This window comes from Ralstonia mannitolilytica (genome assembly GCF_000954135.1).
GTDB classification, from domain to species: domain Bacteria; phylum Pseudomonadota; class Gammaproteobacteria; order Burkholderiales; family Burkholderiaceae; genus Ralstonia; species Ralstonia mannitolilytica.
On record NZ_CP010799.1, the window covers coordinates 1,911,736 to 1,926,967 of the forward strand.

At 67.6% G+C, this 15,232-nt stretch carries 11 protein-coding genes; 4 read left to right on the top strand and 7 right to left on the bottom strand.

The features are described 5' to 3' along the window. The first annotated feature begins 241 nt into the window (after window positions 1–241). The 3 genes from TK49_RS09110 (at window position 242) to TK49_RS09120 (ending at window position 7,108) form a co-directional block, all read left to right on the top strand. Window positions 242–2,599, top strand: coding sequence for a patatin-like phospholipase family protein (locus TK49_RS09110; RefSeq protein WP_045786390.1), 2,358 nt, complete (start codon window positions 242–244; stop codon window positions 2,597–2,599). Window positions 2,600–2,765: 166 nt separating this feature from the next. Further along, on the top strand, window positions 2,766–3,947 hold the full coding sequence (locus tag TK49_RS09115) for an efflux RND transporter periplasmic adaptor subunit (protein ID WP_045786391.1): 1,182 nt from the start codon (window positions 2,766–2,768) through the stop codon (window positions 3,945–3,947). A 2-nt stretch (window positions 3,948–3,949) separates the two neighbouring features. Further along, window positions 3,950–7,108, top strand: coding sequence for an efflux RND transporter permease subunit (locus tag TK49_RS09120; protein WP_045786392.1), 3,159 nt, complete (start codon window positions 3,950–3,952; stop codon window positions 7,106–7,108). On the opposite strand, the gene TK49_RS09125 is transcribed toward TK49_RS09120, so the two are convergent. The 7 genes from TK49_RS09125 to TK49_RS09155 form a co-directional block, all read right to left on the bottom strand. Further along, entirely contained in the window at window positions 7,109–7,930 is an 822-nt protein-coding gene (locus TK49_RS09125; protein ID WP_045786393.1) for an alpha/beta hydrolase, read from the bottom strand. A 2-nt stretch (window positions 7,931–7,932) separates the two neighbouring features. Continuing rightward, window positions 7,933–9,219: an MASE1 domain-containing protein gene (locus TK49_RS09130; RefSeq protein ID WP_045786394.1), complete on the bottom strand. Its 1,287-nt coding sequence runs from the start codon at window positions 9,217–9,219 to the stop codon at window positions 7,933–7,935. 92 nt (window positions 9,220–9,311) lie between these two features. Further along, complete coding sequence (locus TK49_RS09135) at window positions 9,312–9,953, bottom strand: glutathione S-transferase family protein (protein WP_045786395.1); 642 nt, start codon at window positions 9,951–9,953, stop codon at window positions 9,312–9,314. Between the two features lie 35 nt (window positions 9,954–9,988). Continuing rightward, window positions 9,989–11,179, bottom strand: coding sequence for an aminotransferase-like domain-containing protein (locus TK49_RS09140; RefSeq protein ID WP_045786396.1), 1,191 nt, complete (start codon window positions 11,177–11,179; stop codon window positions 9,989–9,991). 109 nt (window positions 11,180–11,288) lie between these two features. Beyond that, window positions 11,289–11,759 carry a RidA family protein gene (locus tag TK49_RS09145; protein ID WP_045786397.1) on the bottom strand — a complete coding sequence of 157 codons (471 nt, stop codon included), beginning with the start codon at window positions 11,757–11,759 and terminating at the stop codon, window positions 11,289–11,291. Between the two features lie 46 nt (window positions 11,760–11,805). After that, window positions 11,806–12,747 (bottom strand): DMT family transporter, encoded by a 942-nt coding sequence (locus TK49_RS09150; protein ID WP_045786398.1) that lies wholly within the window; start codon window positions 12,745–12,747, stop codon window positions 11,806–11,808. Between the two features lie 10 nt (window positions 12,748–12,757). Further along, a complete protein-coding gene (locus TK49_RS09155) occupies window positions 12,758–13,477 on the bottom strand; it encodes an alanyl-tRNA editing protein (protein ID WP_045786399.1) in 720 nt (239 codons plus the stop codon). Between the two features lie 116 nt (window positions 13,478–13,593). Here TK49_RS09155 and TK49_RS09160 point away from each other — a divergent pair, with 116 nt between their 5' ends. Further along, the gene (locus TK49_RS09160; protein WP_045786400.1) at window positions 13,594–15,066 is read left to right on the top strand and encodes an aminotransferase-like domain-containing protein; all 1,473 of its coding nucleotides are present in this window, start codon (window positions 13,594–13,596) and stop codon (window positions 15,064–15,066) included. The last annotated feature ends 166 nt before the right edge of the window (window positions 15,067–15,232 follow it).

Below are 15,232 nucleotides of genomic sequence, written 5' to 3' on the forward strand. Positions count from 1 at the left end.
TTCTTGAGCAAGGTGCTTCGGTCACCGAACGTCTTCTGTTGCCCCGTGAAAAGGACACTCGCGGATTGTAGGAACAAGCGTGTCCGGGTCCGGGCAATATTCTGTCACTTTCATACTGAAAAGTATTCATCGGTGCCCGAGGGCGCCGTGGCGCGGCGCACGCGATTGCACCGGGTAAATCCGGGTTGTGGAATCATTGCGCCTGCAACGTCGCCCAACAAGAAAACATCGCACCCGGTCTATGGCTTTCCTGGCTCTTTCGCTTTGCCGCTGCGCGTCCCGACGGGCCGCCGCGGCGCTCGCCATGTTGGCGATGCTGATTGCGCTGTCGCCGGCGGTGCATGCGCAGGCGGCCGACTCCGCCGGCAGCCGGGCACAGGCCGCACGGCCGCGCATCGGGCTGGTGCTGTCGGGTGGCGGCGCACGCGGCTACGCGCATATCGGCGTGCTGAAGATGCTCGAGCGCATGCACGTCCCCGTGGACGTGATTGCCGCCACCAGCATGGGCGCCGTGGTAGGCGGGCTGTATGCCAGCGGACTGCGCGCCGATGAACTCGAGCAGAAGCTCTCGCAGGTGGACTTGAGCGACATCGCCTTCGACCGCAACGAGCGCGCCAAGCTGCCGCAATCGCTGCGGGAAGACGATTTCCAGTATCCGATCGGCTTGTCGGCGGGCTACGGCGACGGCCGCCTGAAGCTGCCGACGGGGCTCGTGCAGGGCAACCGGCTGCTTGCCTTGCTCAAGAACTGGACGGCGCAGTGGCCAGACAACACGGACTTCGCGCGCCTGCCGATTCCGTTCAAGGCCATGGCGACCGATCTTGCGACCGGCGACGCCGTGATCCTGGACCACGGCTCGCTGCCGTTGGCCATGCGCGCCAGCATGGCGGTGCCGGGCCTGTTCGCGCCGATCGAGGTGGACGGACGCACGCTCGTGGATGGCGGGCTGGTGAGCAACCTGCCGGTGCAGCTGGCGCGCGACATGGGCGCGGACATCATCATCGCCGTGAACATCGGCTCGGACTTGCTGCGGCCGGAAGACCTCGCCTCGCCAGCGGCCGTGACGCAGCAGATGATCACCATCCTCGTGGGCCAGAACGTGCGCGCACAGAAGGCGTTGCTGCGCGGCGACGACGTGCTGATCGAGCCGCAGCTGCGCGATCTGTCGTTCACCGATTTCGCCAAGGGCCCGCAGGGCGTGTTGCAGGGCGAGAAGGCCGCGCAGGGCGTGCAGGCGCGGCTGGCCGCGCTGTCGCTCTCGCCGCAGGCCTATGCCGCCTACCGGGCCGAGCACACTCCGCGCGGCACGCTGGCGAGCGGCACGCGCATCGATGCCATTGCGGTGACGACCAACGGCCGCGTGCCGGCCGCGCGCGTGCGGCAGATGCTCAACGTGCACGAGGGCGACCCGTACGACGCCGAACAGCTCAACCGCGACCTCTCGGCGCTGTCCACCACGGGGGACTTCGAGAGCGTGACGCAGCGGCTGGTGGAAGAGAACGGCGTGCACACGCTGCGGATCGACGCGCACGAGAAATCGTGGGGCAACCAGTTCTTCCTGTTCGGGCTCGGCATGTCGACCAACTTCGATGGCCGCGGCGCGTTCAACGTCAACCTTGGGCATCGGTATCCGTGGCTCACGCAGAGCGGGCTGGAATGGCGCAACGACCTCGTGCTGGGCAGCAACCGCGCGAGCGTCCACACGGAGCTGCGGCAGCCGCTGTGGCAGGCGCGCGGCTTCTACATCGCGCCGTACGCCGAATACTCGCGCCGCCGCTCGGACATCTACTTTGACGACCTGCCGCCCACCAAGGACGTCAAGCCGTTCAACAACCTGACGATCGAGACGGCGCGCGCTGGCGTCGACCTCGGCATTCCGCTGGGCCGCAAGGGCGAACTGCGCCTGGGCGTGAACTACGTGAGCAAGAGCGCGACGTTCAATTACCTGCTGCTGGAAACCGACGAAACCGGTGTGCCGATGGGTGCGATGGACTTGCCGACGGTGCGCGCCAAACAGCCGGCGTTCCGCGCCCAGCTCACGCTCGATCAACTTGACGATCCGTTGTTCCCGCGCAGCGGCTACTACCTGTACAGCAGCGTGGAAGCCGGCTTCGGCTCGCTGGACAAGAAGTACAACACCGCGCAGGCCAAGGGCTTGTGGGCCACCAGCTACGGGCGCCATACCTTCAACGTGGCGCTGGAGGGCGCCGGCCAGTTCGGGGCGAACAGCCCCACGCGCGAGAACGGCGGCAACAGCGGCAGCGGTGCCAACGAAGGCTTCTATCTCGGCGGCTTCCAGCACCTTTCTGCCTATGCGCAGGATCAGTTCAACGGTCAGTACCTGCTCTACGGCCGGCTGACGTATCTGTACGATCTGCGCATCAACGATCTGCTCGGCTTGCGGGCGCCGGTGTTCGGAGCGAGTGCCGAGGCCGGCAACGTCTGGCAGCTGCGCAACAACTTCGGCCGGGGGGCTTACCTTAAGAGTGGCAGCCTGTTCGTTGGCGGCAACAGCCCGATCGGGCCGCTGTACTTCGGTTTTGCCGTGGCGCCGCAAGGTGTGTGGAACGTCTATCTGCAGCTCGGCCGCGTGTTCTGACGCAAGCCGTGACGCCCCGGAACGGGCGGGCATTGCCTGATTGTGGACAATCGTAAGGTCTTGTTCAGATTGGCAAATCAATCGGACAGCCAGGGGCAGGTGTGCGTGCTAGCCTTCCGCTTCGCTTCTCAAGACCTCGGGCGCGGACGCGCCCAGCCCCCCTCCCATGATGTTCTCCGTGTTGTCCCGTGGTGTCCGTTCGTCCACGTCGTTGCTGTGCGCATGCGCGCTGGCCACGCTGCAGGCGTGCGGCAGGCATGCCGATGAAGCCGCCAGGCCGGCAGGCACGCCGGAAATCGAGTTTGCCGTTGCGCAGCGCGCCGATGCTCCGCTGGTGACGGAACTGCCCGGCCGCATCGAGCCGTATCGCACCGCCGAAGTACGTGCGCGTGTGGACGGCATCGTGCTCAAGCGCACCTATGACGAAGGCCAGGTCGTCAAGGCCGGGCAGGTGCTGTTCCGCATCGATCCCGCACCGCTCAAGGCGCAGGTGGATGCCGCGCAAGGGGCGCTGGCCCGTGCGCAGGCACAGCTGTCCATCGCCCGTGACAAGGCGGCGCGCTACAAGGGCCTCGCCGCCACGCACGCCGTCAGTGAACTCGAATACGCCGAAGCGCAGGCCGCCGAGCGCCAGGCTGCGGCGGAAGTCATCTCGGCGCGCGCTGCGCTGGAAACGGCGCAATTGCGCCTCGGCTACGCCACCGTGACGGCACCGATCACGGGCCGTTCGCGTCGCGCCCAGGTCACCGAAGGTGCGCTCGTCAAGGAAGACGCGGCCACGCCGCTCACCACCGTCGAACAGATCGACCCCATCTACGTCGATTTCGCGCAGCCCGCCGCCGAGGTGCTGGCCCTGCAACGCGCTCTCAAGACCGGCCAGGCCGCCGCGCTGGCCGCCAAGGACATCGGCGTGCAGATCATCCTGAGCGACGGCGTGGCCTATGAGCGCCCGGGCAAGCTGCTGTTCTCGGACCTGGCTGTGGACCGCGCGACGGACAACGTCTCGATGCGCGCCGTGCTGCCGAACCCCGATGGCCTGCTGCTGCCGGGCATGTACGTGCGCGTGAGGCTGTCGCATGCCGTGCAGCAGGGCGCGGTGGCGGTCCCGAAGGGCGCGTTGCAGCGCGATCGCCACGGCGCATCGGTGTTCGTCGTGCAGGCCGACGACACGCTGGCCATGCGCGCGGTGACTGCGCAAACGTTGGCCGGCGACCAATGGCTCGTGACCAGCGGCCTCTCCGGCGGCGAACGTATCGCTATTCCCGGCATGCAGACGCTGGGGGCTGGCATGGCGGTCAAGCCGGTGCCGACAGGCGAGCGCACGGGCGCCAAGCCGCAGAAGGGCTGACCATGGCACGCTTCTTTATCGACCGCCCGGTCTTTGCCTGGGTGATTGCGCTGGCCATCATCCTGGCCGGCGTGCTCGCGCTGCCGAGCCTGCCGGTGGCGCAGTACCCGAACATCGCGCCGCCCAACGTCAGCATTTCGGCCACGTATCCGGGCGCCTCCGCGCGCACGGTGGAAAGCGCCGTGACCGCCATCATCGAGCGCGAGATGAACGGCGCGCCGGGGCTGCTGTACATGTCGTCGTCGTCCGATGCGGCGGGCAATGTGTCGATCAACCTGTCGTTCAAGCAGGGTACGAGCCCTGACCTTGCCGCGGTGGAGGTACAGAACCGGCTGAAGATCGTCGAGGAACGGCTGCCGGAAGTGGTGCGCCGCAACGGCATCCGCATCGAGAAGGCGGCCGAGAACTACATGATGTATCTGTCGCTGTCGGCCGAGCGCGGGCGCTTCGACGGCATCGATCTGGGCGACCTTGCGTCGTCCGACCTGATCCCGCAACTGCGCCGTGTGCCGGGCGTCGGCACCGCGCAGCTGTTCGATGCCGAATACGCCATGCGTATCTGGCCCGATGCGGACAAGCTGACTGCACTCGGCCTCACCGCCGGGGATGTGAGCGATGCCGTGCGCCGCTACAACGCGCGCATCACCGTGGGCGAGATCGGCAGTGGCGCGGTGCCGAACAGCGCGCCGATCAACGCAAGCGTGACGGGCGACGACGGCCTGACCACACCGGAGGCGTTCGGCGAGATTCCGCTGCGTGCCGACGCGCAGGGCCGCATGGTGCTGCTGCGCGACGTGGCGCGCGTGGAGCTGGGCGGCAACGACTACCTGTACCTCTCGCGCCTGAACGGCAAGCCGGCGACGACCATCGGCATCAAGCTCGCGCCGGGTGCCAATGCGGTGGGCGTCGCCACGCGCGTGCGCGCGGTGCTGGACGAAGCGCAGGCGCATTTCCCGCCCGGCGTGCGCTACGAGGTCGCCTATGACAGCTCCCGTTTCGTCGGCATCGCGATCGAGCAGGTCCTCAAGACGCTGCTCGAAGCCGTGGTGCTGGTGTTCCTGGTGATGATGCTGTTCATGCAGAACCTGCGCGCGACGCTCATCCCGACGCTGGTGGTGCCCATCGCGCTGCTGGGCACGTTTGCCGTGATGCTCCCGCTGGGCTTCTCCATCAACGTGCTGACGCTGTTCGGCCTGGTGCTGGCCATCGGCATCCTCGTCGACGATGCCATCGTGGTGGTGGAAAACGTCGAGCGCGTGATGCATGAAGATGGGCTTTCTCCGCGCGAGGCGACGGCCAAGGCGATGCGGCAGATCAGCGGGGCCATCGTCGGCATCTCGCTGGTGCTGACGGCGGTGTTCGTGCCGATGGCGTTCTTTGGCGGCGCGGTGGGGAATATCTACCGGCAGTTTTCGCTGTCGCTGGCGGTGTCGATGGTGTTTTCGGCCTTCCTGGCGCTCACGCTGACGCCGGCGCTGTGCGCGACCGTGCTCAAGCCCGTGCACGGGCATGGCGCCGAACGCAAGGGCTTCTTTGGCGCGTTCAACCGCGGCTTTGCGCGATTGACGGCCCGCTACCAGGGCGGCGTCGCCAGGCTGCTCAACCGCACGGGGCGCGCGCTCATCGCATACGGAACCGTCATTGGCGTGGCGGTGCTGCTCTTCATGCGATTGCCGACCGCCTTCCTGCCCGAGGAAGACATGGGCGAGTTCATGACCATCGTGCAATTGCCGACCGGCGCCACGCAGGCGCAGACACTCGACGTCGTGCGGCAGGCGGAGCATTACTTCATGACGCAGGAGCCGGCGGTGGCGTCCACGCTCGCCATCACGGGCTTCAGTCTGTACGGCAACGGCCAGAACGCGGCCATGCTGTTCCTGACGCTCAAGGACTGGAAGCAACGCAACGGCGCTGACCAGCACGTCGATGCCGTGGTCGAGCGCGCCAATGCCGCCTTCGGCAAGATCAAGAGCGCGACCGTCATGGCGATGAACTCGCCCGCGCTGCCGGAGCTGGGCAGCAAGCCCGGCTTCGACCTGCGCCTGCAGGACCGCAGCGGCGCCGGCTACGAGCGCCTCGTGCAGGCACGGGAGCGCATGCTCACCGAAGCCGCGAAGCACCCGGCGCTGGCCGAAGTCACGTTTGCAGGCCAGGGCGATGCGCCGCAGGTGCTGATCGACGTAGACCGCAAGAAGGCGCTGTCGATGGGCGTGTCGATCGAGGACATCAACCGCACGCTCGCAGTGATGTTCGGCTCGGACTATGCGGGCGATTTCGTCTACCGCAACCAGGTGCGCCGCGTGATCGTGCAGGCCGACGGCAAGCAGCGCGTCTCGGTCGAGCAGCTCGGCCGCATGCACGTGCGCAACGCGGCCGGTGCGATGGTGCCGCTCTCCGCCTTCACCACGGCCAAGTGGGTCGTCGGGCCGCTCAAGCTCGACCGCTACAACGGGTTCCCCGCCATGACGATCACCGGCTCGCCCGCGCCCGGCCATAGCTCCGGCGAGGCCATGGCGGCGATGGAGTCGATCGCACGCGCGCTGCCCGACGGCTTCGGCTACGAGTGGACGGGCCAATCGTTCGAAGAGCGCCTGTCGGGTGCGCAGGCGCCGGCGCTGTTTGCGTTGTCGATCCTGGTGGTGTTCCTGTGCCTGGCGGCGCTGTACGAAAGCTGGTCGATTCCGCTGGCCGTCATGCTGGTCGTGCCGCTTGGCGTGCTGGGGGCGCTGCTGGGCGCCACGCTGCGTTTCCTGCCCAACGACATCTACTTCAAGGTCGGGCTCATTGCGACCATCGGCCTGTCGGCCAAGAACGCGATCCTGATCATCGAAGTGGCCAAGGATCTGGTGGCGCAAGGCATGGGCCTGATTGAAGCCACGCTGGAGGCCGCGCGGCTGCGCTTCCGACCGATCGTGATGACGTCATTGGCATTTGCATTTGGCGTGGTGCCACTGGCGATGGCGAGCGGCGCGGCATCGGCCAGCCAGCGGGCCATCGGGACGGGCGTGCTGGGCGGCATCATCACGGCAACGGTGCTGGCGGTGTTCCTGGTGCCGGTGTTCTTCGTGGTCGTGCGGCGCGTGTTCGAGGGCAGCGAGCGGCAGCGCCGGCTCGATGCGGCACACGAGCACGAGGTGACGGGGCGCGGGCCCGCGGCCTGATCACTCGGCAGTGGCGATGCTCTTGCGCCTGGCTGTGCCTACAGCTGGGTCGAAGCCGAAGAAGCCGAGAACCTCCGCTGCGACCTGATCGCGGTCGTTGTCCACGCAGATCATGTGGTAGCTGTTTTCCAGCACCACGGTGCGCGCGCGGGGCAGCGCCGCCTGCAGCGTCTGCGCGGAGCGCAGGCTGGTGAGTTCGTCTTCGCGCGCGTGGATGATGAGCGTCTCGCACCGCGTGCCGGGCGCCGCGTCCCGTGCCCAGCGCCGCAGGCGGTCGACCTGCCGGATGCAGGCCAGCGGCACCCAGGGGTAGTGGAAGCTGTCGCCGCGCGCGAGCTTGGCCTTGATGATCCGCCGCAACAGTGGGTTCTTGATGCCGAACGGCTCGTCTTCTTCCACGCGCATGCGCGCTGCCATGCCGGGAATGCGATACACCGCGTGCCGCAGCTCCCGATACCACGGCGTCGACCAGCCGTCGATATGGATGGGCGTGGCCAGCAAGGCGAGGCGGTCCTGCGGCCGGTCGATGCCGTGGCGGACACGGTGCGCCAGCACGAGCGCCAGCAACGCTCCCATGCACATGCCCGCGATGTGTACGGTTGCATGCTCGGCAATGAGCTCGCGGTACGCTCGCGCGAGTGTTTCCAGCCACGCTTCGGCCACCGTGCCGACGAGGTCCTGCGGATGCGTGCCGTGTCCGGGCAGGGTCGGCGCGTGCGTTGCCGCGCCGGCACTGCGCAGCGCTTTCTGTAGCACGCCCAGGTCATAGGCCGTACCGCCCAGGCCGTGGATCAGCAGCACCGCCGTGCTGCCACGCTGCATCGTCACAGCGCCGTCTCAATCGACCACGTGCCGGCCACCAGCGCCGTATTGCCCATTGCATCCGTGAGCGGCCCGCCGGTATCGACGACGGTGTGCAGCGTGCCGTCGCGGGCGGTGATGCGCAGGGTCTGGCGGCGTGCGGGCGTCGCCGCTTCATCGTCCAGCGGTGCCGCGCCGAGCCAGCGTGCGCGCAGCGCATCACGGTCGTCCGGATGCACGAGCTGCAGCACGGTCGACACCGAGGCCATGCTGGCCGCGTCGTGCCCGAAGGCAAGCACCACGTCGCCGCCCCAGTCGATGCGGCCGCTGGCCGGGTCGATGGTGTACACCAGCTGGCTCGATGCCGCCAGCGCCAGTTCCACACGGTTCTGCCATTGCGCGCTTTGCTCGTGCAGTTGCTCGCGCGTGGTCTTGAGCGCGCTCACCAGCAGCACCAGCAGCGCGGCGATGCCCAGATACAGCTGCGCTTCCAGCAGCGACTGGCCATAATGCTGGTCCAGCACGGCGAACGGGCCGTCGCCCTCGGCGGTTTGCGTCAGCGCCGTCAACGTCAGCAGCAGCACCGCCAGCGAGCCGCCGCGTCCGCCCCACAGCAGCGCCACCACCACGGCAAAGAACAGCGGCACGTACGTCAGCGCAAAGCCAACGCCGGCGCCAAATTTCATGACGCTGTTGCCATCGAAGATCAGGTAGGCCGACAGCGCCAGCGCGATGAACGCTGCCAGCCCGAGCAGGAAGTCGGTGCGGTCCGTGCCGCCCGAGCGGAAGGCGCGGAAGCGCGACCACGCGGCCAGCACCGGCGTGACGATCAGCACGCCAAGGAAGTCCGAGGCCGCCCAGATGCGCAGCACGTGCCCGAACGCGCCATCCTGCGACCACGCAAACCATGCCGCGCCGAACAGCGCACCGAGCAGGGCGCTGAACGCACCGGCCGCCAGCATCGCGCGCAGGAAGTACAGGCCCTCGAGCGGCACGCGCGCCAGCCGCACCAGGGCCACGGCCAGGGCTGCGCTGCCGGCCTCGTCGAGCACGAACAGCATTGCGTGTGCGGGGTTGGTCCGCTCGATGGCCGCCAGCGCCAACTGCGCCACGGCAAACGCGGCGCCCAGTCCCGGCCATTCACGGTACGGCCGCAGCATGAACGCAGCCATGGTCACGCCGGCCGGCAGCCAGAGATAGCCCGTCATGTCGACCGGCCCGTTCAGCCGATGCGACACGATGGCGGCAACCAGGTACAGCGCACCCCACAGGACGGTGGCGACGGTGGTGGAAGGGCGGTTCAGTGGCATCCGGGTTTCCCTCGGTGAAAACGAAAAAAAACCGCGCCGGCCCGGGTGCCGTGCGCGGTGGGTGATGCTACCGCAGTTGCTTTGGGGGCCGCTTACACGACCGGCAGCGCGAGCACTGAACGCGCTGCACGCCGATCGCGCAGCTCGGCCATCCACCGTTCGAGGTTGGGACGGGACGGGCGGTCCATCGGCAAGCCCAGCCAGCGGTGCGTGGCGCAGCCGCAGGCAATGTCGGCCATGGTGAAGCGCTGGCCGGCTACGTAGGGCTGCTTGGCAAGCACCGTGTCGAGGATGGCCGTTGCGCGTTCGGCCGACTTGCGCGAGCGCTCGATGCGTTCGGCGTCGCGCTCATCCTCGGGCGTGCGGACGAGTTGCATGAACGCGTCGACCATCGCCGGGCTGTACGACGTGGTCTGCCAGTCCATCCAGCGGTCGGCATCGGCGCGTTCGTGCAACTCCAGCGGATACAGCGTGCCCGGGCCGTAGCGCGCCGACAGATACCGCACGATGGCGTTCGATTCCCACAGCACGAAGCGGCTGTCGCCGGCATCGTCCAGGCCGTCTTCAATGACGGGGATCATGCCGTTCGGGTTCATTGCCAGGAATTGGGGTGTGTTGACGCCTCCGAAGGCGCCGCCGACGTCGATGCGCTCGTGGTCCAGCGACAGCTCATGCGCGCACCAGACCACTTTCTGCACGTTGACCGAAGAGAGTCTTCCCCAGATCCGCAACATCGACGACGGCTCCTTTCTCAAGTCGTGACGTAAATTTAGGCGGCCTTCGGCGTGAGCGCCGCGATTTCTGCGCGGATGAGTTCGCCCAGCACCGCAATACCTTGTTCGATGCGCTCCGGCGGCACCGTCACGAATGCCAGGCGCAGCGTATTGCGACGCGGCGCGTTGGCATAGAACGGCGCACCGGGCACGAACGCCACATTGCGCGCGACGGCCTTTTCCAGCAAGGTCATGGTGTCGATGCCCTCGGGCACTTCCACCCAGATGAACATGCCGCCTTCCGGGCGGTTCCAGTGCACGCCGGCCGGCATGTGGCGCTGGAGCGATTCGAGCATCGCTTCGCACTGCTTGCCGTACAGCGCCCGGATCGTCGGGATATGCGAGTCGAGCAGCCCGGTCTTCAGCACTTCGTATGCCACGCGCTGCGTGAAGCTGGGCGTATGCAGGTCGGAAGCCTGCTTGGCCTGCACGAGTTTGAAGTGGATGGGCTCGGGCGCGATGATGTAGCCTAGGCGCATACCCGGCGCGAGGATCTTCGAGAACGAGCCCATGTAGATCACGCCGTCCGGGTTGAGCGAGCGCAGCGAGGGCAGCTGGTCGCCGGTGTAGCTCAGTTCGCCGTATGGGTCGTCTTCCACCAGCAGCACGCCGAGTTCCTTCGCACGGGCCACCAGGGCGTGGCGGCGGTCCAGCGGCAGGCGGCGGCCGGTCGGGTTCTGGAAATTCGGGATCGTGTAGAAGAAGCGTGCGCCGGCCGCCAGTTCGGGCGTCAGGGCGTCGGGCAGCAGGCCCTTGTCGTCGGTCGGCACGGACGCATAGGCCGGCTCGAACAGCGAGAACGCCTGCAGCGCCCCCAGATACGTGGGCGTTTCGACCAGCACCTTGCTTTGCGGGTCGATGAAGATCTTGCCCAGCAGGTCCAGGCCCTGCTGCGATCCCGTGGTGATCAGCACGCGCGAGGCCGTCGTGCCGTGGCGCTGGGCAATCCATTCGCGCAATGTCGACAGGCCCTCGGTGGGCGTGTACTGCAGCGACGCCTGCGGGTTGTCGGCAAACATGCGGGCGCACGCCGCCTGAATCGCTTCGACCGGGAAGGTGACCGGGGCAGGCAGGCCGCCGGCAAACGAAATCACCTCGGGGCGTTCGGTGATCTTGAGGATTTCCCGGATCGCCGAGCTCGTGAGCTTCTGAGCGCGGCTGGAGAAGGTACAGGAAGCGTGGTCCATGGTGTGGTCCTAGTGTTGCGCAGCGCCCACCTCGTGAGCAGGCGCCACAGGTGGGCAAAACGGGGAGGATAGCAGGCAACGGCCCGGCCTTGCCGGCCCGAAGCGGTGCTCAGGCGACTTCTGCAATCAGCTCGATCTCGACGCACGCGCCCAGCGGAATCTGCGCGACGCCGAACGCGCTGCGGGCGTGCTTGCCGGCCTCGCCAAACACCTCGGCGAGCAGTTCCGACGCGCCGTTGGTGACCAGGTGCTGCTCGGTGAAGTCGGGCGTGGAGTTGACCAGGCTCATCACCTTGACGATGCGCTTGACGCGGGAAAGGTCGCCGCCCAGGTGGGCCGACAGCGTGGCCATCAGGTCGATGGCGATCGCGCGCGCGGCGGCCTTGCCTTCTTCGGTGGTCATGTCGGCGCCGAGCTTGCCGACCCACGGCTTGCCGTCCTTCTTGGCGATGTGGCCCGACAGGAACACCTGGTTGCCGGTCTGCGCGGCCATGACGTAGGCGGCGGCGGGGGCGCCGGCGGCGGGCAGTTCGATACCCAGTTGCTTGAGCTTGGCCTGGGCGTCGTGCGTGGCGGACATGAAGACTCCTTGTGTTGAAGCAGTGAGCAAAATCGGACGGATGACGCTAGCGGCGCACGGACGTCCGCCGGCCGATGCCGACCACGGCAATCACTGCCAGCGCAAACAGCGCCGTGGGCGCATCCAGCGACTCGCCGAGCAGCAGCCAGCCGCCAATGAGCGTCATGAAGGGTTGCAGCAATTGTATCTGGCCGACCCGGGCCACACCGCCCGCGGCCAGGCCCGAATACCAGAACAGGAAGCCGACGAACATGGAGAACGCAGACACGTATGCCAGCCCCATCCATGCGCGGGCCGATGCGTGCGCCAGCGCCTCGGCCTGGTGCGTGGACGGCAGCCACGCCAGCGCGCCCACCATCGGCAACAGCACGGGCAGCGAGATGACCAGCGCCCAGGCAATGGTCTGCATGCCGCCCAGCTCGCGCGAGAGCCTGCCGCCCGTCGCATAGCCGAGCGCGCCCATCACCATGGCGGCAAACAGCAGCCAGTCCGCCCGGTGCAGGGCTCCCCCACCTTGCAGCAGCGCAAAGGAAACGACGAGCGCGCTGCCCATCACCGCGCACAGCCAGAACGCGACGGACGGCCGCTCGCGCCCGAACCACACCGCAAACACGGCGGTGGCCAGGGGCAGCAGGCCCGTGATGATGGCGCCGTGCGCGGCCGGCACGTCCTGCATCGCCAGCGACGAGAACAGCGGGAAGCCCACCACCACGCCCATCGCCGTCACGGCCAGCTGCCACCATTGGCGGCCCCGCGGGCGTCTGGCGACGGAGAAGGCGCCCGTTGCGGCCAGCAGCGCCAGCGCCAGCGCGCTCGCCAGCACCGCGCGCGCCAGCGCCACGAAGGTGGCGTCCAGCTCGGCGACGGCCATGCGCGTGAACGGCAGCGTCTGGCTGAAGATGGCCACGCCGATGAAGCCGAGCAGCATGCCGCGGCGTTCAGCGTGGTCCGGGGCACGCGCGAGGGGCAGGGAGGCGGGCCTGGTCATGGCGTGCTGTTCAATCGGCAAACGCCACGGCCACCCGGCGGTTCTGCCGGCTCTTCTTCTCGATCTTCGTGACGACCACGCGGCCGATTTCCCCGGTGGCGCGCACGTGGGTGCCGCCGCACGGCTGGCGGTCGATGCCGTCGATGTGGATGATGCGGATGGCCGACGCGCCCGCCGGGGGCGCCGCGCCGATGGTGCGCACGAGCTCCGGCTGCTCGGCCAGTTCCTCGGGTGTGATGAGGTCGATGCGCACCGGTGTGTTGCGGCCGATGAGCTCGTTCAGTTGCGCGGTCAGCGTGTCGCGGTCGAGCGTCGATTCGGGCAGGTCGAAATCGATGCGGCCGGAATCCGGCGAGATACCGCAGCCCGTGACCGGCACCGGAATCAGCGAGCCCAGCAGGTGCAGGCACGTGTGCAGCCGCATCAGGCGGTGGCGGCGCTCCCAGTCGATGGTGGCGGTGACGGCCGTGCCGGGCGCCATCCGGGCGAGGTCTGTTCCTTCGGCCGGCACGTGCAGCACGGTCTGGCGATCGGGGCTGTAGACCGTGTCGGCAATCGCCACGGTCTGGCCGTCGCTCAGCACCAGCACGCCGGTGTCGCCGGCCTGGCCGCCGCTGCGGGCGTAGAACACGGTCTGGTCCAGCTCGATGCCATCGGCATGCACGGCGACGACGGTGGCGTCGCAGGTGGTGCGGTAGGCGTCTTCGTCAAAGCGCTTCAGCGTCGGCATGGCGGTGCTCCGTAGCGTGGGGGCGAAAGTCCGACCTTGATGGTAACGAAGTGCGTCTGTACAGTACCTGTACACTTTATCGTGGCGCTCTCGGTACAGTTTTCGGCCCTTCCATCATGACCGGTTCCTCTCACATCATCAGCCTGGACGCCCGCCGTCCGGCGGCACGTCCGGCCGCGGAGCAGTTGCCCGACCCGATTCCTTCGGCGCAGATGACGCTGGTGGACCAGCTGACCGAATGGGCCCGCATGCGCATCGACGAGCGTGTGTTTCGGGCCGGCATGCGCATGCCGTCGATCCGGCAGCTGGCGCAGGAGAAGAGCATCTCGCGCTTCACCGTGGTCGAGGCCTATGAGCGGCTGGTGGCGCAGGGGTATCTGGAGTCGCGTCGCGGGTCCGGCTTCTACGTCAAGGAGCGCCACACGCCGCTGCCGGAGGAGCCGCCCCCACCGCCGGCGACGGCGCGCAAGATCGACGTGACCTGGCTGCTGCGCAACATGTTCCACTCGGCCGAGCCGCGCAAGGCCCCGGGCGTCGGCTTCCTGCCCAACGGTTGGCTGGACGGCGAACTCATCGCCAATGCACTGCGTTCGCTCGGACGGCTGAACGGCAACCAGTTTCTGTCGCTCGGCACGCCGCAGGGCTTTCTGCCGCTGCGCCAGCAGTTGCAGACCCGGCTGGCGGAACTCGAGATCGGGGCGCGGCCCGAACAGATCGTCGTGACCTCGGGGATCACCGCGTCGCTCGACCTCATCGCTCGCCAGTACGTGCAGCCGGGCGACACGGTGCTCGTGGGCGATCCGGCGTGGTTCCTGATGTTCGGCCGCTTCGCTGCGCAGGGCGCGCAGGTGATCGGCGTGCCTTACACCACCGAGGGGCCGGACCTCGTCGCGCTGGAAGGGCTGGTGCAGGCGCGCCGCCCCAAGCTCCTGGTGATCAACTCGATCCTGCACAACCCGACAGGCACGTCGCTGTCGGCGGCCAAGGCCTTCCAGTTGCTGCGGCTGGCCGAGCAATACGGCTTCTTGATCGTGGAAGACGACATCTACGGTGACCTTGCCCCGCCCGGCTATCAGGCCACGCGGCTGGCGAGCCTCGACCAGTTGCGCCGCGTGATCTACCTGAACAGCTTTTCCAAGACGCTGGCGGTGAACCTGCGCGTGGGCTTCATCGCCTGCCATCCGGAACTGGCCAAGAACCTGACCGATGCCAAGCTGCTCACCGGGTTTGCCACGCCCGAGATCAACGAGCGCGTGCTGTACAAGATCCTGACCGAAGGGCAGTACCGCAAGCATGTCGAACGGGTGCGCGGCCGACTGGATCGGGCCCGCGACGGCGTGCAGCGCAATCTGGAGCGCATGGGTCTGAAACTCTTTGCGCAGCAGGGCGCCGGCATGTTCCTGTGGGCCGACACAGGGCAGGACACCAACGCCATCGCCCGCGCCGGGCACGAACAAGGCTACGTGTTTGCGCCCGGGAGCCTGTTTTCGCCGTCGCAGATGCCGTCCACGTGGATGCGCTTCAACATCGCCACCAGCGGGGACCCCGACATGCTGCGCTTCCTGGCCGAGCAGCTGGAAAAGGGCTGAAGTTGCATATGTACGCCGGTGCTTTCGCCCGTTCCAGGCAGCAAGTGCCACGAACATGACCAGACAGACCAGGCAGAAGGACGGCAGCAAACCGAACGCCGCTCTTGAAATTGAGGCCGGACGCCCTATCTAGCGACACAAATTCACGCGGGCATACGCGACGTGG